Here is a 24120-nt window from a genome sequence, read left to right on the forward strand (position 1 = left end):
CTCATGCCTTCAATCCTGCGTGTAGATCCTGCAAGCGACGCACGGTCTTCTCCGGACCGAACTTGAGCGCTTCGCAGATGGCTTCGCCAGCAGCAATGGTGGTTGTGCAGTAGATCTTGTGCTGCAGCGCGTTACGACGAATGGAGTACGAGTCGGCAATCGACTGGCGCCCTTCGGTCGTGTTGATGATCAGGGTGACTTCGTCATTCTTGATCATGTCGACGACGTGCGGACGACCTTCGGTCACCTTGTTGACCCGGCGCACTTTCAGGCCCGCGGCTTCGATCAGCTTGGCGGTACCGGCGGTGGCAACCACTTCGAAGCCCAAGTTGATCAGATCACGGGCCACGCCTGCAACCAGTGGCTTGTCGTCGTCGCGTACGCTGATGAACGCGGTACCGCCGGTCGGCAGCACTTCGCTGGCACCCATCTGGGCCTTGGCGAAGGCTTCGCCGAAGGTGTCGCCGACACCCATCACTTCACCAGTGGACTTCATCTCAGGACCGAGGATCGGGTCCACGCCAGGGAATTTGGCGAAGGGGAACACCGCCTCTTTCACGCTGTAGAAGTTCGGAATGATTTCCTTGGTGAAGTTCAGCTCTTTCAGCGTCTTGCCGGCCATCACCCGGGCCGCGATCATTGCCAGGGAGACACCGATGCATTTCGACACGAACGGCACGGTACGCGAGGCACGCGGGTTCACTTCGATGACGTAGATGTCTTCGCCCTGCAAGGCCAGCTGCACGTTCATCAGGCCGACAACACCCAGTTCCAGGGCCATTTTCTTGACCTGTTCGCGCATCTCGTCCTGGATGTGCGCCGGCAGCGAGTACGGCGGCAGCGAGCAGGCGGAGTCACCGGAGTGAACCCCGGCCTGCTCGATGTGCTGCATGATCGCGCCGATCACCACGTCGGTGCCGTCGCAGACCGCATCCACGTCCATCTCGATGGCGCAGTTGAGGAAGTGGTCCAGCAATACCGGGCTGTCGTTGGACACCTGGACCGCTTCACGCAGGTAGCGCTTGAGCTCTTCTTCCTCGTAGACGATCTCCATCGCCCGGCCACCCAACACGTAGGACGGGCGCACCACCAACGGGTAACCGATCTTCGCGGCGGCACGAATCGCTTCGTCCTCGCTGCGCACGGTGGCGTTTGGCGGCTGGCGCAGGTTCAGGCGCTGGACCATCTGCTGGAAGCGCTCGCGGTCTTCGGCGCGGTCGATGGCGTCAGGGCTGGTGCCGATGATCGGCACGCCGGCGGCTTCCAGGGCACGGGCCAGTTTCAGCGGAGTCTGGCCGCCGTACTGGACGATCACGCCCTTCGGTTTCTCGACGCGGACGATTTCCAGCACGTCTTCCAGGGTCACCGGTTCGAAGTACAGGCGATCGGAGGTGTCGTAGTCGGTGGAAACGGTTTCCGGGTTGCAGTTGACCATGATGGTCTCGTACCCGTCGTCGCGCAGCGCCAGTGCCGCATGTACGCAGCAGTAGTCGAACTCGATACCCTGGCCGATACGGTTAGGACCGCCGCCCAGAATCATGATCTTGTCGCGGCCCGACGGCGCGGCTTCGCACTCTTCTTCGTACGTCGAGTACAGGTACGCGGTATCGGTGGCGAACTCGGCGGCGCAAGTGTCGACACGCTTGTAGACCGGGAACACTTCCAGCTTGTGGCGATGAGCACGCAGGCTCTTCTCGGTCACACCCAGCAACTTGGCCAGGCGCATATCGGAGAAGCCTTTGCGCTTGAGGCGGAACATCAGGTCGCGGTCGATGCTGGTCAGCCCCAGGGTCTTGACCTTCTCTTCGTCCTTGATCAGATCCTCCATCTGCACCAGGAACCAAGGATCGATCATGGTCATGCCGAAGATGTCTTCGACACTCATGCCGGCGCGCATGGCGTCCGCCACGTACCAGATACGCTCGGCGCCGGGCACGGTCAGCTCGCGCTTGAGCACGCTCATGCTTTCCGGATTGCTCAGGTCAACCTTCTCGTCCAGGCCGCAAACGCCCACTTCCAGGCCACGCAGGGCTTTCTGCAGGGACTCCTGGAAGGTCCGGCCGATGGCCATGACTTCACCCACCGATTTCATCTGGGTGGTCAGGCGCGCGTCGGCCTTGGCGAACTTCTCGAAGGCGAAGCGTGGCAGCTTGGTCACGACGTAGTCGATGGACGGCTCGAAGGACGCCGGGGTCTTGCCGCCGGTGATGTCGTTCGACAGCTCGTCGAGGGTGTAGCCCACGGCCAGCTTGGCCGCGACCTTGGCGATCGGGAAGCCGGTGGCTTTCGAGGCCAGCGCCGAGGAACGGGATACCCGCGGGTTCATCTCGATGACCACCATGCGGCCGGTGTTCGGGCAGATGCCGAACTGGACGTTGGAGCCGCCGGTTTCCACGCCGATCTCGCGCAGCACCGCCAGGGAGGCGTTACGCAGGATCTGGTATTCCTTGTCGGTCAGGGTCTGGGCCGGCGCGACGGTGATCGAGTCACCGGTGTGCACGCCCATCGGGTCGAAGTTTTCGATGGAGCAGACGATGATGCAGTTGTCCTTCTTATCGCGGACAACCTCCATCTCGTACTCTTTCCAGCCGATCAGCGATTCGTCGATCAGCAGTTCCTTGGTCGGCGACAGGTCCAGGCCACGGGCGCAGATTTCTTCAAACTCTTCACGGTTGTAGGCGATACCGCCGCCGGTGCCGCCCATGGTGAAGGACGGACGGATGATGCACGGGAAGCCGAGCTTCTCGAGGACCGCATTGGCCTCTTCCATGCTGTGGGCGATACCGGAGCGCGGGCAGGCCAGGCCGATGGATTTCATGGCCTTGTCGAAGCGCGAACGGTCTTCGGCCTTGTCGATGGTGTCGGCATTGGCGCCGATCATTTCCACGCCGAACTTTTCCAGGACGCCTTCGCGCTCCAGGTCCAGGGCGCAGTTCAGGGCGGTCTGGCCACCCATGGTCGGCAGCAAGGCGTCCGGACGCTCTTTCTCGATGATCTTGGCAACGGTCTGCCACTTGATCGGCTCGATGTAGGTCGCATCCGCCATGGCCGGGTCGGTCATGATGGTCGCCGGGTTGGAGTTCACCAGGATGACGCGGTAACCCTCTTCGCGCAGGGCTTTGCAGGCCTGGGCGCCGGAGTAGTCGAATTCGCAGGCCTGGCCGATCACGATCGGGCCAGCGCCGAGAATCAGGATGCTTTTTATGTCTGTACGTTTTGGCATGGGTTTGTCACTCAAATCCGCAGGTCAGTCGGCAAGCCGTCTTGAACAATCTTTGCAGAGCCTGAGGGGGCCGCCGGTTCCGGGGCCGCCCTCAGGCCGCTCACTCAGCGTCGCTTGGCCATCTCATTGATGAAACGGTCGAACAGCGGCGCTACGTCGTTCGGGCCCGGGCTTGCTTCAGGGTGGCCCTGGAAGCTGAACGCGCTCTTGTCGGTGCGCTCGATGCCTTGCAGGGAACCGTCGAACAGCGACTTGTGGATCGCCCGGACGTTGCCCGGCAGGGTCGCTTCATCCACGGCAAAACCGTGGTTCTGGCTGGTGATCATCACCACGCCGGTGTCCAGGTCCTGCACAGGGTGGTTGGCACCGTGATGGCCGTGGCCCATTTTCAGGGTCTTGGCGCCCGAGGCCAGGGCCAGCAGCTGGTGACCCAGGCAGATACCGAAGACCGGGATCTCGGTTTCCAGCACATCCTTGATCGCCTGGATCGCGTAGTCGCAAGGCTCCGGGTCACCCGGGCCGTTGGACAGGAACACACCGTCCGGCTGCAGGGCCAGTACGTCGCTGGCCGGGGTTTGCGCCGGCACCACGGTCACGCGGCAGCCGCGCTCCACCAGCATGCGCAGGATGTTGTACTTGACGCCGTAGTCGTAGGCCACGACATGGTAAGGCAGGTCGGCGGCTTCGAGGGTCGCGTGGCTGTCGGTCTTCAAGTCCCAGACCGTGGAGCGCCACTCGTACTTTTCCTTGGTGCTGACGACTTTCGCCAGATCCATGCCCTTGAGGCCAGGGAACCCCTGCGCCGCGGCAATCGCCGCTTCTTCGGAGATAGTGTCACCGACCATGATGCAGCCGTTCTGCGAACCCTTTTCACGCAGGATGCGGGTCAGGCGACGCGTATCGATACCGGCGATCGCCACCACATTGTTGGCTTTCAGGTAATCGGACAGGGACATCGTGTTACGCCAGTTGCTCGCGACCAGTGGCAGGTCACGAATCACCAGACCGGCCGACCAGACACGATCAGACTCGATATCTTCCGGCGTGGTGCCGGTATTGCCGATGTGCGGATAGGTCAGGGTGACGATCTGTTGGGCGTAGGAAGGATCGGTAAGGATTTCCTGATAGCCGGTCATGGCGGTGTTGAACACCACCTCACCAACGGTCTGACCGTCGGCTCCAATGGCTTCGCCGCGAAAAATGCTGCCATCAGCAAGGGCGAGTATGGCTGGCTTAGTCAAGAAGACCTCCCGTAAATAAAGCCTGAAGGGGCGATCGCAGGTTGTAAAAAAGCGGAGTGACGTATGGACACGTCACCCCGCTTCTTTCACTGAATTATTCTGCGCGCTTTTAGTGGACACACTAAAGCTGTAGCTTACAGAAAAAGGCTTTTTTGGTCCACCGCTAATGAGCCTTAAAGGCCAGGGAATGCGACAGGACGTCGCCAGGCGGTGTGAAACAGACACTGAAGGAGCCACAACCTGTGGGAGCCGGCTTGCCGGCGATGAGGCCCTGGAGCCTTGCAGCGCCCTGACGGACGCCATCGCCGGCAAGCCGGCTCCCACAGCCAAGTACCGCGCCGTGCCGATCAGTGCAGATCGAGCACATCCTGCATGTCGTACAGGCCGGCGGCCCGGCCATCCAGCCAAAGCGCCGCACGCACGGCCCCCTTGGCGAAGGTCATGCGGCTCGAGGCCTTGTGGGTGATCTCCAGGCGCTCGCCTTCAGTGGCGAACAACACGGTGTGATCGCCAACCACATCGCCGCCACGCACGGTGGCGAAGCCGATGGTGTTACGCGCCCGCGCCCCGACATGTCCCTCGCGACCATAGACCGCGACCTTCTGCAGATCGCGCTCCAGCGTATCGGCGATGACCTCGCCCATGCGCATGGCCGTGCCCGAAGGCGAGTCGACCTTGTGCCGGTGATGCGTCTCGATGATCTCGATATCCGCGTCGTCGCCCAGCACTCGGGCGGTCAGCTCGAGCAGCTTCAGCGACAGGTTGACCCCGACACTGAAGTTGGCGGCGAAGACGATCGGAATATCCTTGCCCGCCTCCACCAGCAACTGCTTCTGCTCGGCGCTCAGGCCAGTGGTACCGATCACCATGGCCTTGCCGGCCTTGCGGCAGAACGCCAGGTTCTTCAGCATCACTTCCGGCAGCGTGAAGTCGATCAGCACATCGAACTCTTCAGCCACCTTCTCCAGGCCATCGGACAACGGCACGCCGATCCGCCCCAGCGAGGCCAGCTCACCGGCATCGGCACCGACCAGGGAACTGCCAGGACGCACGACAGCAGCCGTCAGGCCGGCAAGCGGCACCTGCAACTGCACCGCCTCGACCAGGATCTTGCCCATGCGCCCGGCGGCGCCCATCACAGCTATACGTCGCATGATCCGCTCCTTACAGGTCGCCGAAGAAGCGCTTCACGCCTTCAAACCAGCCACTGGCCTTTGGCGAGTGCGAACTGTCACCGTCCAGGGACGCGCGGAACTCTTCCAGCAACTCGCGCTGACGACGGCTCAGGTTGACCGGCGTCTCGACCGCCACGCGGCACATCAGGTCGCCCGCGCCGCCGCCACGCACAGGGGCCACGCCCTTGCCACGGATACGGAACTGCTTGCCGGTCTGGGTACCTTCCGGAATCTTCAGCTTGACCCGACCGTCGAGGGTCGGAATCTCCAGCTCGCCACCCAGGGCCGAATCGACGAAACTGATCGGCACTTCGCAGAACAGGTGCTTGCCGTCACGCTGGAAGATCGCGTGCTCGCGCACATTGATCACCACGTACAGGTCGCCCGTCGGGCCGCCCTGCGCACCAGCCTCGCCTTCCCCGGACAAGCGGATGCGGTCGCCGGTATCGACACCGGCCGGCACTTTCACCGAAAGGGTCTTGTACTCTTCGACACGCCCCTGGCCATGGCAGGAGTCGCACGGATCGGAAATGATCTTGCCCTGGCCGTGGCAGCGCGGGCAGGTCTGCTGCACCGAGAAGAAGCCCTGCTGCATCCGCACCTGGCCGATACCGCCACAGGTCGGACAGGTGATCGGCGCGGAGCCCTTCTTGGCACCGGAACCGTCGCACGGCTTGCAGTTGACCAGTGTCGGAACGCGAATATTCACGGTAGTCCCGCGAACCGCTTCTTCCAGGTTCAGTTCCAGGGTGTAGCGCAGGTCGCTGCCGCGCTGGGCACCACCACGGGAGCCGCCACGACCGCCACCAAAGAAATCGCTGAACACATCGCCGAAGATATCGGAGAAATTCTGCCCGCCGAAACCACCGCCGCCGCCGCCCATGCTCGGATCGACGCCAGCGTGGCCGTACTGATCGTAGGCCGCACGCTTGCTGGAATCGGACAGCACTTCGTAGGCCTCGTTGGCCTCCTTGAACAGCTCTTCCGAAGCCTTGTCATCTGGGTTGCGGTCCGGGTGATGCTTCATCGCGAGACGACGGTAAGCCTTCTTCAGCTCCGCCTCGCTAGAGCCACGCTCGACCCCCAATATTTCGTAATAGTCACGCTTTGCCATAAATCGCCCCTGAGGCCAGCATCCGAACCTTGTCGCATGCTGTAAAAATTTGCGTGTTCCAGACACGCCAACGCGGGAGCAAGCTCCCGCGCGGCGACATCCTACCAGTCACCGCTGCAGAGCGGTCAACCGGCCGACCAACAAGCAGCCCTGGTAAGGCTTACTTGTGATCCTTCACTTCTTCGAACTCGGCGTCGACGACGTCATCCTTGTGCGCCTCTTCCTGGGCCGGCTCCGCGCCGCCTGCTGGCTTCTCGGCCTGCTCGGCATACATCTTCTGGGCAACCGGAGCGGAAACCTTGGACAGCTCCTCGACCTTGGCCTCGATGGCGGCCTTGTCGTCGCCCTTGACGGCGGCTTCCAGGGCAACCAGGGCAGCCTCGATCGCGGTCTTCTCTTCGGCGGAGACCTTGTCACCGGCGTCGGCGATCATCTTGCGAGTCGAGTGAACCAGTGCGTCGCCCTGGTTACGGGCAGCGGCCAGCTCTTCGAACTTGCGGTCTTCTTCCGAGTTCGCCTCGGCGTCGCGGATCATCTGTTGAATTTCTTCGTCAGACAGACCGGAGTTGGCCTTGATCACGATCGACTGGGTCTTGCCGGTCGCCTTGTCCTTGGCACCTACGTGCAGGATGCCGTTGGCGTCGATGTCGAAGGTCACTTCGATCTGCGGCACGCCACGTGGAGCCGGTGGAATCTCGGCCAGGTCGAACTTGCCCAGGGACTTGTTCTGCGCAGCCTGCTTACGCTCACCTTGCAGCACGTGGATGGTCACGGCGCCCTGGTTGTCGTCGGCAGTCGAGAACACTTGCGATTTCTTGGTAGGAATCGTGGTGTTCTTCTCGATCAGCGCGGTCATCACGCCGCCCATGGTTTCGATACCCAGGGTCAGCGGGCTGACGTCGAGCAGCAAGACGTCCTTGACGTCGCCGGCCAGTACCGCGCCCTGAATGGCAGCGCCCACGGCGACGGCTTCGTCAGGGTTGACGTCCTTGCGTGCTTCCTTGCCGAAGAAATCGGCAACGGTCTTCTGCACCATCGGCATACGGGTCTGGCCGCCGACCAGGATCACGTCGTTGATCGAACCGACATCGATGCCGGCGTCTTTCAGGGCGATACGGCAAGGTTCGATGGTGCGCTGAACCAGGTCTTCGACCAGCGATTCCAGCTTGGCGCGGGAGATCTTCACGTTCAGGTGCTTCGGACCGGTAGCGTCTGCAGTGATGTACGGCAGGTTGACGTCGGTCGACTGGCTCGACGACAGTTCGATCTTGGCTTTTTCGGCAGCTTCTTTCAGGCGCTGCATCGCCAGCGGGTCACCCTTGAGGTTCATGCCGCTTTCTTTCTTGAACTCGTCCACGAGGTAGTCGATCAGACGGATGTCGAAGTCTTCACCACCGAGGAAGGTGTCACCGTTGGTTGCCAGTACTTCGAACTGGTGCTCGCCATCGACTTCGGCGATTTCGATCACGGAAACGTCGAAGGTACCGCCACCCAGGTCATAAACGATCACGGTGTGATCGCCACGGGCCTTGTCCATGCCGTAGGCCAGGGCAGCCGCGGTTGGTTCGTTGATGATGCGCTTGACGTCCAGACCGGCGATACGGCCGGCGTCCTTGGTCGCCTGGCGCTGGCTGTCGTTGAAGTAGGCCGGAACGGTGATCACCGCTTCGGTCACAGGCTCGCCGAGGTAGTCTTCGGCGGTCTTCTTCATCTTCTTCAGCACTTCGGCCGAAATCTGTGGCGGAGCCATTTTCTGGCCGCTTACTTCAACCCAGGCGTCACCGTTGTCGGCCTTGGCGATCTTGTAAGGCACCATCTGGATGTCTTTCTGAACGACGTCTTCTTCGAAACGACGACCGATCAGACGCTTCACCGCGTACAGGGTGTTATGCGGATTGGTCACCGCCTGGCGCTTGGCCGACTGGCCGACCAGGATTTCGCCGTCGTTGGCGTAGGCGATGATCGAAGGCGTGGTACGCGCGCCTTCGGCGTTCTCGATAACTTTTGGCTGACCGTTTTCCATGACCGAGACGCACGAGTTGGTGGTCCCCAGGTCGATACCGATAATTTTGCCCATTTCACTCTCCCGAAACTTTGATTTTTTTGCCGCAGCGGTTATGGCCAACTGCGGTAGCACTTAAACGCTTGACTTATAGATGGGGGCCTTGTGGCCGATTTCAAGCCTGCTCGTCAATCGTCGGCGAAACCGGTGCAACCGCCTTGCTCACCACGACCATCGCCGGGCGCAGCAGGCGACCATTGAGCTGGTAACCCTTCTGGAACACTTTCAGGACGCTGTTCGGCTCGACGTCGGCGCTCTCCTGCATGGCCATGGCCTGGTGCAGCGAGGCGTTGAACGGTTCGCCGTGCGGGTCGATGGCTTCCAGCTGATAACGCTTGAGGGTGTCCTGGAACATCTTCAGGGTCAGCTCGATGCCTTCGCGCATCGGGCGAATGCTTTCATCGTCCGGGTTGGACAGATCCAGGCCACGCTCCAGGCTGTCGATGATCGGCAGCAGGTCGCCGGCGAACTTCTCCAGCGCGAACTTGTGCGCCTTCTCGACATCCTGCTCGGCACGGCGGCGGATGTTCTGCAGGTCGGCGGCGACGCGCAGCGCTTGGTCATTCGCGCCAGCCAGTTGCTCTTCAAGCACCTGCACGCGAGTGGCCAGGTCGTCGCTCGAAGCGTCGGCGGCCTGGTTGGCCTCTTGATTTTGCGAGTCCAGATTCTGTTCGTCAGCCATAAAAAAACCTCCTTTCAATATCGTCCGCGAGCCAGGCCCGCGCTTCTGCCCAGGTATATGGGGCCGCATTTTGCAGGTTCAAGGGCCCCGGTGCATACCACGGACCGAGTGGTACATTCCGCCTGGCACTAAAAAATGCCGCCATTCAAGCGAATCGAGCTAAGCCCGGGCATTGTCAGTCGAATTCAAAACACTGTATAAATAACCAGACCTAAAGCCTGGGAGCGGCCTTCATGCTGGTGCACCTGTCCGTACACAACTACGCAATCGTTGAACATCTCGATCTCGAACTGGATCGCGGGATGAGCGTCATCACGGGCGAAACCGGCGCCGGCAAGTCCATCATGCTCGACGCCCTCGGGCTGACCCTGGGCGATCGCGCCGACAGCGGCGTGGTACGCCCCGGTGCGGACAAGGCCGACATTCTCGCCACCTTCGACCTGGAAGACATTCCGGAAGCCCGCAACTGGCTGGCCGAACGCGACCTGGACAATGACGGCCCGTGCATTCTGCGCCGGGTGATCACCGCCGAAGGCCGCTCCCGTGGCTATATCAATGGCTCGCCCTGCCCCCAGGGCGACCTCAAGGCCCTGGGCGAACTGCTGATCGATATCCACAGCCAGCACGAACACCAATCCCTGCTGAAGACCGACACCCATCGACGCCTGCTCGACGAATATGCCGGGGCCACCGATCTCGCCCGCCAGGTGCAGCTCGCGGCCCAGCGCTGGCGCCAGACCCGCCAGGAACTGGAGCGCCTCTCCAATTCCGGCGACGAGCAACGGGCCCGCCACCAGCTGCTCAGCTATCAGCTGGAAGAGCTGGAAAACCTCGGCCTCGGGGAAAACGAGCTGGAGGACCTGGAACAGGAACACAAGAACCTGACCAATGCCGAGACCCTGCTGGGCATCTGCCGGCAAGTGGTCGAACAATGCAGCGAGAGCGATTCGGGCAACGTGCTCAACGCCCTCACCGCCAGCCTCAATCGCCTGGGCAGCGTCAGCAACGGCTCCGGCGCACTGGGCGAAGCCACCAACCTGCTGGCCAGCGCGCAGATCCAGGTGGAAGAAGCCGTCGGCGAACTGAACCGCTTCCTAGACCACTTCGATGCCGATCCGGCACGTCTGCAGCAGCTCGAAGAACGACTGGACGCGATCTACACCCTGGCCCGCAAGCACCGCATCCAGCCCACCGAAGTCGCCACCCTGCAACAGAAGCTGCTGGATGAAATCGAAACCCTGAACGCCAACGACGAGGCCATCGAACGCCTCGGCGACGAACTGGCCTCCTACGCCCGGCATTATCAGGAGCGCGCGCGGGAACTCAGCGATCTGCGCCATCAGGCCGCCACCGGCCTGGCCAGCGCCGTCGAACAGGAAATCCAGCGCCTGGGCATGCCCGGCGGGCGCTTCAGCATCGAACTGCACGCCAACACCAGCAGCGAACCCCTGCCTTATGGGCTGGAACAGGTCGAATTGCTGGTCAGCGCCAACCCGGGCCAGCCACTCAAGGCCCTGGCCAAGGTTGCATCGGGCGGCGAGCTGTCACGCATCAGCCTGGCCATCCAGGTGATTACCGCGCAGACCTCGCGCATCCCGACCCTGGTATTCGACGAAGTCGACGTGGGCATCGGCGGCCCGACGGCGGAAATCGTCGGCCAGTTGCTGCGTCGCCTGGGTGAACGCGGGCAAGTGTTGACGGTCACCCACCTGCCGCAAGTCGCGGCCCAGGGCCATCATCACCTGTTCGTGCACAAGGTGCGCGGCAACGACGCCACCCACACCGCCGTTTCCAAGCTGAGCAAGACTGAACGGGTTGAGGAAGTCGCACGCATGCTCGGCGGCATCGACCTGACCAAGGAATCCCTGGCGCACGCCAAGAAGATGGTCGTCACCGCGAAAATCTAGGCATTCGACATCTTCAGGCGACCTACTCAGACGACAAAAACATCAGGTAACAAAAAGCACGAAGGCGACCCTGGGGTCGCCTTCGATCGTTTCACGGGCCTGGGCCCGCGCGACATGCTTATTTTTTCTTGCGCACGTACAACACCAGGTTGTGGTCCACCAGCTCGACGCCATGCTCCTCGGCAATGGCCTTCTGCAGCTTCTCGATCTCCGGGCTGACGAACTCGACGACAGCTCCAGTTTCCACATCGACCATATGATCGTGGTGACCGCTGTCCGCCAGTTCGAATACCGCGTGGCCGCCATCGAAGTTATGGCGAACCACCAGTCCGGCCGCTTCGAATTGGGTCAGGACACGGTAGACCGTGGCCAGACCAACGTCCTCGCCAGCCTCCATCAGCGCCTTGTAGACATCCTCGGCGCTCATGTGACGCTGCTCGGCAGAGTCCAGCATTTGCAGAATCTTGACCCGCGGCAGAGTCACCTTTAAGCCGGCTTTACGTAGTTCGCTATTTTCAACCATGGTCAGCTTTCTCGCGATGCTGCTTCGCAGCTTCTCTTAATACGGGTATGATCGGGGTTTACGTTGTCCCAGCCAAGATAGTGGAAGTCGCCCACCGATGCAAAACACCAAGCTCTTGCTAACCAGTTTTACCTTAGTGGGACTGCTCGCACTCGCCGGTTGTTCATTCCCCGGGGTTTACAAAATCGACATCCAGCAGGGCAATGTCGTCACGCAGGACATGATAGACCAGTTACGCCCGGGAATGACCCGCAAGCAAGTAAGGTTTATCATGGGCAACCCCCTGCTGACCGACACATTCCACGCCAATCGCTGGGATTACCTGTATAGCCTGCAGCCCGGTGGCGGTGAACGCCAACAGGAACGTGTCAGCCTGATCTTCAACGACAACGACCAACTCGCAAGCCTGTCGGGCGATTTCATGCCCGGCGTGAGTCGCGACGAAGCCATTCTCGGCAAGGACAACGCCAACACCGTTGATACCCCGACCCAGAATGCTGAAAAACCGAAACCAGAGAAGCCGGCCAAACCAGGTTCGCTGCTCGACCAGATCCAGAAAGACGTCGATGGCGTGAAAGCCGTGCCGGTGCCGACACCGGAACCGCTGGACACCTCGCCGCAGTAATGCGCGACACAATAAAAAGCCCGGCATGTCCGGGCTTTTTATTGCCTGAAAAAATCCCCTGCCAGCGCCTCTTTCTTGTGGGAGCCGGCTTGCTGGCGATAGCGGCTGATCAGCCAGCATCGTGGTCGACTGACACCAAGCCATCGCCAGCAAGCCGGCTCCTACGGTACTGCTGCGCAAGACAACGGCTACAGGTTCCGCGCCCGAGCCCTGGCCGCCTTTTCCGCGCGCAGGCGCCGCACCTCTTTCGGATCGGCCAGCAGCGGCCGGTAGATCTCGATGCGATCGCCCTCCGCCACAGCCCGGACCTCGGGATCGGCGATCACCTTGCCAAAGATCCCCAGCGGGCAATTCGACAGGTCGACCCCGGGAAACGCCTGCGCCATTTTCGACAACTCGACAGCAGCCCGCAGCGTCGTCCCCGTGGGAACCGAAATCGCCAGCAGGCACTGGCGGCCGGCCTCGGCATACACCACTTCCAGCGAGACGAGAGCGTCAGCCATGGAGCTGCTTGGCCCGCTGGCAGAAAGCATCCACCAGGGTATTGGCCGCCTGATTGAACAACGGCCCGAGGGTCGCCCGGACGATGGGCCCGGCATAGTCGAAGGTCAGGTCCAGGCTGATCTTGCAGGCCTTTTCCCCCAGGGGCTTGAACACCCAGACACCGTGCAACTGGGTGAAAGGTCCCTCTTCCAGGTTCATCTCGATCGACTGCCCCGGCACCAGCGTATTGCGGGTGACGAACTGCTGGCTCAGGCCGCCCTTGGCCACCCCCAGCGTGGCGCGCATGTGCACGTCCGAGCTTTCCAGCACCTGGGCCGTCGAGCACCACGGCAGAAACTCCGGGTAACGCGCGACGTCGTTCACCAGGTCATAAAGCGCCTGTGCCGGATAGGGCAGCAGGGCCGAACGTTGAATATGGGTCGTCATGTCAGCGTTGATTCCACGGCTGGGCGGCAAACAAAAGTGGGCGCATTGTCCGGGATTCATCCTACGCGCTCAAGCACGCAGCTTCACCGTAGCCGACTGACGCGCAACCCCCTATAATGCCGCCCCTATGGCTAAACAGAAGAAACACCCCACAGGGACCATCGCGCAAAATAAAAAGGCGCGCCACGATTACTTCGTCGAACAACGGTTCGAGGCTGGTCTGGTCCTGGCCGGCTGGGAAGTAAAGAGTTTGCGGGCAGGCAAGGCGCAACTGGTCGACAGTTATGTCTTGCTCAAGGACGGTGAGGCCTGGCTGTTCGGCAGCCATTTCACGCCGCTGACCACCGCCAGCACCCACGTCATCGCCGACCCGACGCGTACGCGCAAGCTGCTGCTCAACCAGCGCGAGCTGGAGAAGATCTTCGCTTCCGTGCAACAGAAGGGTTACGCCTGCGTCTGCCTCTCGCTGTACTGGAGCAAGCACCTGGTCAAGTGCGAGATCGCCCTGGGCAAGGGCAAGAAGGAATACGACAAGCGTGATACCGAACGCGAGCGCGACGCCAGTCGTGAACTGCAGCGCGCGGTACGCAACAAGGGCAAGGACGACTGAGTCCGGTCATGCCAATTGCCGGCAAACGCCCCTCCTGTAGGAGCCGACTTGCCGGCGATGGCGCTCTCGAAAGCGTTGCACTACTCACGGGCCTCATCACCGGCAAGCCGGCTCCTACAAGGGATCGCGGCACGGCCTAGATCCCCTTGCGCCGCTCCGCCCGCGCCACCCGCTGCACTTCCTGACGCACTTCTTCCAGCACCTCCTGCACATACAGGATATGCCGGCTGGAGACTTCGCGCGCCTGTTCCGCCCGCCCTTCGATAATCGCGAGGTACAGCTCACGGTGCTGACTGATCAGCATGTCGCGGGTTTCCGTGCGCTGCTTGTACATACCGCCGATATTGATCACCACGTTGCGCTTGAGCAGATCGAACAACCCACGGATCGTGTGCAGCAGCACGGCGTTGTGGCTGGCCTCGGCAATCGCCAGGTGGAAGTTCGCGTCAGCTTCGCCCTCCTCCGCCCGGCTCACCTCGCCTTCGCGGGAATAGCAGTTCTGCAAGCGCTCGAACGCCACCCGCAACCGCTCCCGGTCCACCTCGGTGGCCCGCAGCGCCGCGTAGTAGGCGCAGGACGCCTCCAGGGTATGGCGGAACTCAAGCAGATCGCGCTGCGCTTCCGGATTGTTTTCCAGCAGATGCAGCAGCGGGTCGCTGAAGGTCGACCCCAGCGTCTCCACCACATAATTGCCACCGCCCTGCCGGCTGACCAGCAAGCCCCTGGCCACCAGCTTCTGGATCGCCTCGCGCAGCGAAGGGCGCGAGACACCGAACTGCTCGGCCAACGCACGCTCCGCCGGCAGACGCTCGCCGGACTTCAGCGTACCCTCGAGGATCATCCGCTCGAGCTGCTCGACAATATCGTCAGACAAACGGCGCTGACGAATCTGATCAAACCCCATCACTTACTCCTCACGCTCCCGAACCCTTGCCGGGACCGCCTATTCTGGCCTATTGGCGCCGCGCCAGCACCTACCAGACACCGCAAAAATCACCCGTCCAGTCCGCCTGCCGAACGCCTCTCAGACGAAAGTTTCAGAGCGGCAAATTGACACGCACCCAACAAGGCTTTTAACCTAGCCCACAGCGATTGTAAATTGGTAATACCAATTATCCAAATCAGCTGATCAGTGCCTGACCAACAACAATTAGGGGCCACCCCATATGCAAACCTGGCAACAGCTCTACAGCCCTCTCGGCAGCCTCGGCCTGTCCGCGCTCGCGGCCGTCATCCCCATCGTTTTCTTCTTCCTGGCCCTGGCGGTGTTTCGCCTCAAGGGTCATGTCGCGGGCAGCATCACCCTGGCGCTGGCGATCCTGGTGGCGATCTTCGCCTTCAAGATGCCGGTGGACATGGCGCTCGCCGCCGCCGGCTACGGTTTCGCCTACGGCCTCTGGCCGATCGCCTGGATCATCGTCGCCGCGGTGTTTCTCTACAAACTCACGGTCAAGAGCGGCCAGTTCGAAATCATCCGCAGTTCGGTGCTGTCGATTACCGATGACCAGCGCCTGCAAGTGCTGCTGATCGGCTTCTGCTTCGGTGCGTTCCTCGAAGGCGCCGCCGGTTTCGGCGCGCCCGTGGCGATCACCGCGGCATTGCTGGTGGGCCTGGGTTTCAACCCGCTCTACGCCGCCGGCCTGTGCCTGATCGCCAACACCGCGCCCGTGGCCTTCGGCGCCCTGGGCATCCCGATCATCGTCGCCGGCCAGGTCACCGGCATCGACGCCTTCAAGATCGGCGCCATGACCGGCCGCCAGCTGCCGCTGCTGTCGCTGTTCGTGCCGTTCTGGCTGGTGTTCATGATGGACGGCCTGCGGGGCGTGCGTGAAACCTGGCCTGCCGCGCTGGTGGCCGGCCTGAGCTTCGCCATCACCCAGTACTTCACCTCGAACTTCATCGGCCCGGAACTGCCCGACATCACCTCGGCCCTGGCCAGCCTGATCAGCCTGACCCTGTTCCTGAAAGTCTGGCAACCGCGCCGTACCGCGGGCGCGCAGATTGCCGGCGCCACCTCGAGCGCGACGATCACCGCCAGCGTCGGCGGTTTCGGCCAGCCACGCAGCACCCTCGCTTCGCCCTACAGCCTCGGGCAGATCTTCAAGGCCTGGTCGCCGTTCCTGATTCTCACCGTGCTGGTGACGATCTGGACCCTCAAGTCGTTCAAGGCGATGTTCGCCACCGGCGGCGCGATGTACAGCAGCGTGTTCAACTTCGCCATCCCGCACCTGGATCAACTGGTGATCAAGAGCGCGCCGATTGTCGCCACGCCCACCGCGATCCCCGCCGTGTTCAAGCTCGATCCGATCTCGGCCACCGGCACGGCGATCTTCTTCTCCGCCCTGGTGTCGATGCTGATCCTCAAGATCAATTTCAAAACTGGTCTGACCACTTTGAAAGAGACCTTCTACGAACTGCGCTGGCCGATCCTGTCCATCGGCATGGTGCTGGCCTTCGCCTTTGTCACCAACTACTCGGGCATGTCCTCGACCATGGCCCTGGTGCTGGCGGCCACCGGCAGCGCGTTCCCGTTCTTCTCGCCGTTCCTGGGCTGGCTGGGCGTGTTCCTGACCGGTTCGGACACCTCCTCCAATGCCCTGTTCAGCTCGCTGCAGGCCACCACCGCGCACCAGATCGGGGTCAACGACACCCTGCTGGTGGCCGCGAACACCAGCGGCGGCGTGACCGGCAAGATGATCTCGCCGCAATCGATCGCCGTGGCCTGCGCCGCCACCGGCCTGGTGGGCAAGGAATCCGACCTGTTCCGCTTCACCCTCAAGCACAGCCTGTTCTTCGCCACCATCGTCGGCCTGATCACCCTGGCCCAGGCCTATATCTTCACCGGTATGCTGGTGCACTAGAGTGACCCGTGCCGGGGGCTGTCGACGCCCCCGGCAACTGCTCCTTTCAACCCACGCTGCGAGCACTCCATGATCATTTCCGCCTCTACCGACTACCGCGCAGCAGCTCAACGCAAACTGCCGCCATTCCTGTTCCACTATGCCGACGGCGGGGCGTACGCCGAGCACACCCTGCGCCACAACGTCGAGGACCTGGCCGGCATCGCCCTGCGCCAGCGCGTCTTGAGGAACATGTCCGAACTGAGCCTGGAAACCCGGCTGTTCGGCGAAACCCTGAGCATGCCGATGGCCTTGGCACCGGTCGGCCTGACCGGCATGTATGCCCGTCGTGGCGAGGTCCAGGCCGCTCGCGCCGCAGCGGCCAAGGGCATTCCCTTCACGATGTCGACCGTGTCGGTCTGTCCGATCGAGGAAGTCGCCCCGGCCATTGACCGGCCCATGTGGTTCCAGCTCTATGTCCTGAAGGATCGCGGCTTCATGCGCAACGCGCTGGAGCGTGCCAAGGCCGCCGGCGTCACCACCCTGGTCTTCACCGTGGACATGCCGGTGCCGGGCGCCCGCTACCGTGACGCCCACTCCGGGATGAGCGGCCCGAACGCGCCGCTGCGCCGTGTCTGGCAAGCCATGACCCACCCACAATGGGCCCTGGACGTCGGCCTGCTGGGTCGGCCCCACGACCTGGGCAACATCTCCAAGTATCGCGGCAACCCCACCGGCCTGGCCGACTACATCGGCTGGCTGGGCGCCAACTTCGATCCGTCGATTTCCTGGAAGGACCTGGAGTGGATCCGCGAATTCTGGGACGGCCCGATGGTCATCAAGGGCATTCTCGATCCGCAGGATGCCAGGGACGCGGTGAAGTTCGGCGCCGACGGCATCGTCGTCTCCAACCACGGCGGCCGTCAGCTCGACGGTGCGCTGTCCAGCGCCCGCGCCCTGCCGGCCATTGCCGACGCGGTGAAGGGCGACCTGAAGATCCTCGCCGACTCCGGCATCCGCAGCGGCCTGGATGTGGTGCGCATGATCGCCCTCGGCGCCGACACCGTGCTGATCGGTCGCGCCTTCCTCTACGCCCTGGCCGTCGCGGGCGAAGCCGGCGTGAAGAACCTGCTGGACCTGTTCGAGAAAGAAATGCGCGTGGCCATGGTGCTCACCGGCGCCAAGTCCATCAGCGAGATCAACCGTGATTCGCTGGTCCGTGAACTGGGCGCCTGAACGCCGCTCCCGTACGAATCACCGCCTGATTGAGCGGGGCCCATGGCGCACCAGATGCCACGACCCCGCCAGGAGTTAGCATGAGTCTGCCCACCCCGTTCCTCCACTCGGTCGAACAACTGATTCCCCGCGAGCGTCGCTTCGAGGATGCGCTCTCGACCCTGGCCTTCGGCACCGACGCCAGCTTCTACCGCCTGATCCCCAAGCTGGTGATCCGCGTCGAGTCCGAAGATGAAGTGGTCGCCCTGCTCAAGCTGGCCCGCCGCGACCAGGTGCCGGTGACCTTCCGCGCCGCTGGCACCAGCCTGTCGGGCCAGGCCATCAGCGACTCGGTCCTGATCGTCCTCGGCGATAACTGGAATGGCCGGGAGATCCGCGACCAGGGCAGCCAGATCCGCCTGCAACCCGGGGTCATCGGCGCCCAGGCCAATGCCTGGCTGGCGCCCTTCGGTCGCAAGATCGGCCCGGACCCGGCCTCGATCAACGCCTGCAAGATCGGCGGCATCGTCGCCAACAACGCCAGCGGCATGTGTTGCGGCACCGCGCAGAACACCTATCACACCCTGGCGGGGATTCGCCTGGTGCTGGCCGACGGCAGCCGCCTGGACACCGAGGACCCGGCCAGCGTCGCCGCCTTTCGCCAGAGCCATGGACCGCTGCTCGGGCAACTGGCGGACCTCGCCCGGGAAACCCGCGCCAACACCGAACTAGCCGCGAAGATCCGCCACAAGTACCGACTGAAAAACACCACCGGCCTGTCCCTCAACGCCCTGGTAGATTTCGACGAGCCGCTGGATATCCTCAGCCACTTGCTGGTGGGTTCCGAAGGCACCCTGGGCTTTATCAGCGCGGTGACCTACGACACGGTGATCGACCACCCGAACAAGGCTTCGGCGCTGATCGTCTTCCCCGATGTGGAAACCTGCTGCACCGCCGTCACCGTCCTCAAGAGCCAGCCGGTCTCGGCCGTCGAGCTGCTCGACCGCCGCAGCCTGCGCTCGGTGCAGGACAAGCCCGGCATGCCGGCCTTTGTCCGCGAACTGTCGGGCAACGCCTGCGCGCTGCTGATCGAATCCCGCGCCGCCTCCTCGTCGCTGCTGCAGGAACAACTGGGGCGGATCATGGCCTCACTGGCGTCGTTCCCGGTGGAAAAGCAGGTCGACTTCACCGAAGACCCGGTGGAAAACGCCCGGCTCTGGGCCATCCGCAAGGACACCTTCCCGGCGGTCGGTGCCGTGCGCAAGACCGGCACCACGGTGATCATCGAAGACGTGACCTTCCCCGTCGAACAGCTGGCCATCGGCGTCAACCGCCTGATCGAGCTGTTCGACAAGCACCATTACGACGAAGCGATCCTGTTCGGCCACGCCCTGGAAGGCAACCTGCACTTTGTCTTCACCCAGGGTTTCAACAGCGCGGCGGAAGTCGCCCGCTACCAGGCGTTCATGGATGATGTCGCGCAACTGGTGGCCGTCGAATTCGGCGGCTCGCTCAAGGCCGAGCACGGCACCGGTCGCAACATGGCGCCCTTTGTCGAACTGGAATGGGGCAGCGAGGCCTATCAATTGATGTGGGCCATCAAGCGCCTGCTCGATCCCCAGGGCATTCTCAACCCCGACGTGGTGCTCAGCGACGACCCACAGATTCACCTCAAGCACCTCAAGCCGTTGCCGGCCGCCGACGAGATCGTCGACAAGTGCATCGAGTGCGGCTTCTGCGAACCGGTATGCCCGTCGAAAGGCCTGACCCTGAGCCCACGCCAGCGCATCGTGATCTGGCGCGATATCCAGGCGAAAAAACGCGCCGGCATCGACACCTCGGAACTCGAGGCCGCCTATCAATACCAGGGCATCGACACCTGCGCCGCCACCGGCCTGTGCGCGCAACGCTGCCCGGTGGGCATCAACACCGGCGAACTGGTGAAAAAACTGCGCGGCCAGCAAGCCACCCATGTGAAAAGCGCCGACTGGCTGGCAACGCACTTCGCCACCACGCTGCAGGGTGCCCGCTTCACCCTGCATGTCGCCAACGGCGCGCGCATGCTGCTGGGCACTCCACGCCTGGCCCGGCTCTCGGCCGGCCTGACGCGCCTGTCCAAGGGCCGGGTTCCCCAGTGGACCAGCGCCATGCCGCAACCAGAGCGGGCGGTGCGTTTCAGTCCATCAGTCGATGACTCGCGACCACGAGTGGTGTACCTGGCCGCCTGCGTCTCGCGGGTGATGGGCCCGGCGGCGGGTGACAAGGAACAGATGTCGCTGCTCGACAAGACCCGCGGCCTGCTGGAAAAGGCCGGCTACCAAGTGGTGTTCCCGGACAACACCGAACAGCTGTGCTGCGGCCAGCCCTTCGCCTCCAAGGGCTACGCCGAACAGGCCGAGCACAAGCTCCAGGAACTGATCGGCGCCCTGCTGCAGGCCAGCCGCGGCGGCCTCGACCCGATCTACTGCGACACCAGCCCGTGCACCCTGCGCCTGGTCCAGGACCTCGGCGACAGCCGCCTCGACCTCTACGATCCGGTGCGCTTCATTCGCACGCACCTGGTGGACAAGTTGACCTTCACCCCCCAGGACGCCCCGATTGCTGTGCACGTGACCTGCAGCACCCAGCACCTGGGGGAAAGCCAGGCCCTGATCGACCTGGCGCGGCGTTGCAGCCACAACGTGGTGATCCCCGAAGGCATCCATTGCTGCGGGTTCGCCGGCGACAAGGGCTTCACCACCCCGGAACTCAATGCCCATTCGCTGCGCACCCTGAAGGACGCCGTGCAGTATTGCGAGGAAGGCATCTCCACCAGCCGCACCTGCGAGATCGGCCTCAGCCAGCATGGCGGGATCGACTACCACGGGCTGGTCTACCTGGTGGATCGGGTGACCCGGGCAAAAAAATAGAACCTTCGGCCAACCGGGGCAGTCCACTGATCAGGCCCTGCCAAAAGGGGCCCCATGCCCACCTGCGGCAGCCTCGATATCTGAACCCCGGTTCAAGGAGATACTCATGAAACGTTCCGTACTGCCAGGCCTGTTCGTTATCGCTTCGCTCCTCGCCGCCCCGGCCTTTGCCGACGGCGAGAAAGACCTCTGCACCACCAACCTGCAGACCATCAACAACGCCAAGACCACCATCCTGGCGGCCGACCTGCAGGGCCAGATCGACAACAGCGTCCAGGAAGCCAAGACTGCCCAGGCGAAAAACACCACCGAAGGCACCAAGGAATGCATCGCCATTACACAAAGGGCGATCCAGCAGATCCAGAACAGCCAGAAAGGCGGTTAGTGACACGCAGGGTGTCCCTTCGGGATGGCCTTTCGAGCCACAGTGGCGTACACTGCACCTGCCTGCTGGTAATGCACAGCAGGTTCGGGGCCGTTTAGGATTCGACGCCGGTTGCGAAACTCTAGGTGCATGCCGAGTTGGTAACAGAACTCGTAAATCCACTGTTGCAACTACTTATAGTTGCCAATGACGACCAATACGGTGCTGCTCTCGCTGCTTAATTGCAGCTGACATGCACTCCTGGCACCTTCGGGTCCAGCAATCATCAGGGGATGTCTGTAAACCCAAAATGATTGTCATATAGAACAGAATCGCCGTGCAGTACGTTGTGGACGAAGCGGCTAAAACTTACACAACTCGCCCAAAGCACCCTGCCCGTCGGGTCGCTGAGGGTTAACTCAATAGACACGGCTACGCATGTAGTACCGACAGCGGAGTACTGGCGGACGGGGGTTCAAATCCCCCCGGCTCCACCAAACAAGCTAGACAGATCAGGCACTGAGCGATTCGCGAAGTGCCTTTTTTGTGCCCGAACGAATCAGGGGAAGGAAGACATGCCACAAGAAAGGCTCGACCTGTTACGGCTTCCAAAACCCATCCGCGACCCGATCAACGACCTGGTCCGAGCCCTCAACGCCACCAGCACCGTCGCGGACGTGGAAGCAGAAAGGGCCATCCAGATCACCCTGATCGGCGGCCTGGAAAGCGCCAGGCGCCTGCGGCCAGCCGATATCGAAGCGCTCTACATCATCTTTGACGATGCCGTGGAGGCGAAGTTGAAGCTGTTGGTGTGAGGGTGAGGGGCTGATTTCGCCGCTCCTTCCCTGGGTAGTTCTTGCTGCCCGGCAAGACGACTCCCTTTCCCTCGCCTGAAATGTCCTAGAAACTCCCGTGCGCTTGCGCCTGCCCATTCCGCTGACTAGTCTCGGCACATCACTGCCAATCAATGATCGGGTTTAGCAGCCAGGAAATCGTTTGGCGCACAGCGCTACCTTCTCTAGCAGGCTCTTCTTTATGACCGGAGTTTCAGGGTGGCGGTGCGCGGGGCATCCTCGGATGCGCCGGTTACCCCAACTCATAAACCCATTGATCGAGGCAGCCGTTAGGCTCAAAATCGATGCCCACCCATTTGCGAGCACAGGAGGCGAGCCAATGAAAAGCACGAGTTCAACAAGTCGCCTGCTGGGAGTGGGGCTTTATACGCCAGTAGAGGCATCGATCTACACCGGTATCCCGGCTAAAGATATTCGCCGTTGGATGTTCGGATACAGCGCTAACGGAATCCAGCACCCCGGCCTATGGAGGTCTGAACTGGTTGAGGCTGCGGAGAAGACTCTGGGCTTTCACGATCTTCTTGAGATCCGATTCGTATATGCCTTCCGCCAGCACGGGGTTAGCCTGCAAGCAATCAGAAGTGCTTCTCGGCAAGCCAAGGAAATGTTTAACCAGGCCTACCCATTCACATGTAGGCGCTTCCAAACTGATGGTCGAAGTATTTTTGCAACTGTTTTGAACGAGACTGGCGATGAAAGCCTGCTGGATTTGGTAAAAAAACAGTATGCGTTCCAGCAAGTCATCAAACCCTCTTTGTACGAGGGAATCGATTACGCACAGGAAGGATCCGCTCAGCGCTGGTATCCAATCAAACGCAGCAAGGCCATCGTACTGGATCCGGAGAGAAACTTCGGAAAGCCTGTGGTAACTGCGGCGGGCGTGGATACAGCCTCAATATTCATGGCATTCCAAGCGGAAGGTCAGGATGCCAAACGAGTAGCAATGCTGTACGAGATACCAACTGCCGCAGTGGAAGCCGCAGTATCATTCGAGTACAGGAATGCCGCTTGAAGTTTCTACTGGACAATAATCTTCCTCCAGCTCTGGCGCGCGCCCTGAACGAACTCTGCAAGGGCGATGGTCACCTCGTGATTCATCTACGCGACAAATTCCCGGCCGACAGCAGTGATGCATTCTGGATCACAGAACTAAGCCAGGAGGCCGGCTGGGCGGTAGTTTCCCAGGACAGATTTTCGAAGGGTGACGTTGAGCGAAAAGCCTTCAGGGAATGCGGCCTTGCGATTTTTTGTCTCGCAAAGCAATGGGGCCAAGAGCCTTACTGGAACAAAGCGCACAACCTGGTTCGCTGGTGGCCGGCAATTATCCGGCAGGCTGAGATGATCACCGGCGGTGCAGCTCTCAAGGTTTCCTGGAAGTACAGTGCACCAGGCAAATTTGAGTATATAAAGATTTAGGCTCTGTACAAAAACCTCACTAACCCATTCAAACTGCATGAAAGCCAGGATCCAGTAAAGCCCGCGACCAGCAGAGGCAGAAGCCCCAGGCTCTTGAGATGGCTGCGGCTCGGGTTAAAGCTGCCCTTCGTGGAAGCTCTGGACCGCTCACTCGCCCACAACGATTTTCTGCGCTTAGCCGCTGATTTCCGGTCGAACCGGCTTGGCCGTCCCACGTTCGAGCCTGCCCCAACGGATTGGCGTGAGCGCCCTATTTCCCCATCCAAGAAACAAAATGCGACAAACAGATCCCACCCCGCCAACAAGACACCCCCACAAAATTATCGGATACTTCGCACGCCATCTTGGTCTATGACCGACTGAGCAATGCTCCCCCCTTCGTTAGGCTGGTCGAGTCACAGGCATACCTGTGACCGGGTGTCAGAACCTG

General features: G+C 61.9%; 20 protein-coding genes and 1 other RNA gene. 11 read left to right on the top strand and 10 right to left on the bottom strand.

The window, feature by feature from the left end; all coding sequences use genetic code 11:
* Position 1: 1 nt before the first annotated feature.
* From carB to grpE, 6 genes are all read right to left on the bottom strand, one after another.
* Positions 2-3223 (bottom strand): carbamoyl-phosphate synthase large subunit, encoded by a 3222-nt coding sequence (carB, locus tag ACL9RJ_RS23735; RefSeq protein ID WP_422765724.1) that lies wholly within the window; start codon positions 3221-3223, stop codon positions 2-4.
* A gap of 104 nt (positions 3224-3327) precedes the next feature.
* Complete coding sequence (gene carA / locus ACL9RJ_RS23740; protein ID WP_177085920.1) at positions 3328-4464, bottom strand: glutamine-hydrolyzing carbamoyl-phosphate synthase small subunit; 1137 nt, start codon at positions 4462-4464, stop codon at positions 3328-3330.
* A 347-nt stretch (positions 4465-4811) separates the two neighbouring features.
* Positions 4812-5618 carry a 4-hydroxy-tetrahydrodipicolinate reductase gene (dapB, locus tag ACL9RJ_RS23745; protein ID WP_177085922.1) on the bottom strand — a complete coding sequence of 269 codons (807 nt, stop codon included), beginning with the start codon at positions 5616-5618 and terminating at the stop codon, positions 4812-4814.
* A gap of 10 nt (positions 5619-5628) precedes the next feature.
* Positions 5629-6753, bottom strand: a complete 1125-nt coding sequence (gene dnaJ, locus ACL9RJ_RS23750) for a molecular chaperone DnaJ (protein WP_042935544.1) — start codon at positions 6751-6753, stop codon at positions 5629-5631.
* Between the two features lie 160 nt (positions 6754-6913).
* The gene (gene dnaK, locus ACL9RJ_RS23755; RefSeq protein WP_017126804.1) at positions 6914-8830 is read right to left on the bottom strand and encodes a molecular chaperone DnaK; all 1917 of its coding nucleotides are present in this window, start codon (positions 8828-8830) and stop codon (positions 6914-6916) included.
* A gap of 100 nt (positions 8831-8930) precedes the next feature.
* The gene (gene grpE / locus ACL9RJ_RS23760) at positions 8931-9497 is read right to left on the bottom strand and encodes a nucleotide exchange factor GrpE (RefSeq protein ID WP_017126803.1); all 567 of its coding nucleotides are present in this window, start codon (positions 9495-9497) and stop codon (positions 8931-8933) included.
* A 233-nt stretch (positions 9498-9730) separates the two neighbouring features.
* Here grpE and recN point away from each other — a divergent pair, with 233 nt between their 5' ends.
* Complete coding sequence (gene recN / locus ACL9RJ_RS23765; protein WP_017126802.1) at positions 9731-11404, top strand: DNA repair protein RecN; 1674 nt, start codon at positions 9731-9733, stop codon at positions 11402-11404.
* Between the two features lie 118 nt (positions 11405-11522).
* Here recN and fur read toward each other — a convergent pair whose 3' ends face one another.
* Positions 11523-11927, bottom strand: a complete 405-nt coding sequence (gene fur / locus ACL9RJ_RS23770; RefSeq protein ID WP_042935538.1) for a ferric iron uptake transcriptional regulator — start codon at positions 11925-11927, stop codon at positions 11523-11525.
* 97 nt (positions 11928-12024) lie between these two features.
* Here fur and ACL9RJ_RS23775 point away from each other — a divergent pair, with 97 nt between their 5' ends.
* A complete protein-coding gene (locus tag ACL9RJ_RS23775) occupies positions 12025-12552 on the top strand; it encodes an outer membrane protein assembly factor BamE (protein ID WP_422765725.1) in 528 nt (175 codons plus the stop codon).
* A 188-nt stretch (positions 12553-12740) separates the two neighbouring features.
* Here the strand turns inward: ACL9RJ_RS23775 and ACL9RJ_RS23780 are convergent, their stop codons facing one another.
* On the bottom strand, positions 12741-13055 hold the full coding sequence (locus ACL9RJ_RS23780; protein ID WP_422765726.1) for an RnfH family protein: 315 nt from the start codon (positions 13053-13055) through the stop codon (positions 12741-12743).
* Entirely contained in the window at positions 13048-13482 is a 435-nt protein-coding gene (locus tag ACL9RJ_RS23785) for a type II toxin-antitoxin system RatA family toxin (RefSeq protein ID WP_017126798.1), read from the bottom strand. The genes ACL9RJ_RS23780 and ACL9RJ_RS23785 overlap by 8 nt, the downstream gene beginning before the upstream one ends.
* Positions 13483-13609: 127 nt before the next feature.
* On the opposite strand from ACL9RJ_RS23785, the gene smpB reads away from it, so the two are divergent.
* A complete protein-coding gene (gene smpB / locus ACL9RJ_RS23790; protein WP_017126797.1) occupies positions 13610-14092 on the top strand; it encodes an SsrA-binding protein SmpB in 483 nt (160 codons plus the stop codon).
* Between the two features lie 136 nt (positions 14093-14228).
* Here the strand turns inward: smpB and ACL9RJ_RS23795 are convergent, their stop codons facing one another.
* Positions 14229-14996 carry a GntR family transcriptional regulator gene (locus tag ACL9RJ_RS23795; RefSeq protein ID WP_177085929.1) on the bottom strand — a complete coding sequence of 256 codons (768 nt, stop codon included), beginning with the start codon at positions 14994-14996 and terminating at the stop codon, positions 14229-14231.
* Between the two features lie 262 nt (positions 14997-15258).
* Here ACL9RJ_RS23795 and ACL9RJ_RS23800 point away from each other — a divergent pair, with 262 nt between their 5' ends.
* The 8 genes from ACL9RJ_RS23800 to ACL9RJ_RS23835 all read left to right on the top strand — a co-directional run bounded on the left by ACL9RJ_RS23800 (position 15259) and on the right by ACL9RJ_RS23835 (position 23690).
* The gene (locus ACL9RJ_RS23800) at positions 15259-16953 is read left to right on the top strand and encodes a lactate permease LctP family transporter (protein ID WP_422765727.1); all 1695 of its coding nucleotides are present in this window, start codon (positions 15259-15261) and stop codon (positions 16951-16953) included.
* Positions 16954-17022: 69 nt separating this feature from the next.
* A complete protein-coding gene (gene lldD, locus ACL9RJ_RS23805; RefSeq protein ID WP_422765728.1) occupies positions 17023-18168 on the top strand; it encodes an FMN-dependent L-lactate dehydrogenase LldD in 1146 nt (381 codons plus the stop codon).
* Between the two features lie 80 nt (positions 18169-18248).
* Positions 18249-21056, top strand: a complete 2808-nt coding sequence (locus ACL9RJ_RS23810; RefSeq protein WP_422765729.1) for an FAD-binding and (Fe-S)-binding domain-containing protein — start codon at positions 18249-18251, stop codon at positions 21054-21056.
* Positions 21057-21162: 106 nt separating this feature from the next.
* Positions 21163-21441 (top strand): hypothetical protein, encoded by a 279-nt coding sequence (locus tag ACL9RJ_RS23815; protein WP_422765730.1) that lies wholly within the window; start codon positions 21163-21165, stop codon positions 21439-21441.
* Between the two features lie 86 nt (positions 21442-21527).
* Positions 21528-21917: a transfer-messenger RNA gene (ssrA, locus tag ACL9RJ_RS23820) on the top strand.
* Between the two features lie 78 nt (positions 21918-21995).
* Complete coding sequence (locus ACL9RJ_RS23825) at positions 21996-22235, top strand: hypothetical protein (RefSeq protein WP_017126792.1); 240 nt, start codon at positions 21996-21998, stop codon at positions 22233-22235.
* A gap of 358 nt (positions 22236-22593) precedes the next feature.
* On the top strand, positions 22594-23286 hold the full coding sequence (locus ACL9RJ_RS23830; RefSeq protein ID WP_369683682.1) for a DUF433 domain-containing protein: 693 nt from the start codon (positions 22594-22596) through the stop codon (positions 23284-23286).
* On the top strand, positions 23283-23690 hold the full coding sequence (locus ACL9RJ_RS23835; protein WP_017126790.1) for a hypothetical protein: 408 nt from the start codon (positions 23283-23285) through the stop codon (positions 23688-23690). The genes ACL9RJ_RS23830 and ACL9RJ_RS23835 overlap by 4 nt, the downstream gene beginning before the upstream one ends.
* The last annotated feature ends 430 nt before the right edge of the window (positions 23691-24120 follow it).

The sequence above is a fragment of the Pseudomonas sp. Mn2068 genome (genome assembly GCF_049319725.1).
Classification (GTDB): domain Bacteria; phylum Pseudomonadota; class Gammaproteobacteria; order Pseudomonadales; family Pseudomonadaceae; genus Aquipseudomonas; species Aquipseudomonas gingeri.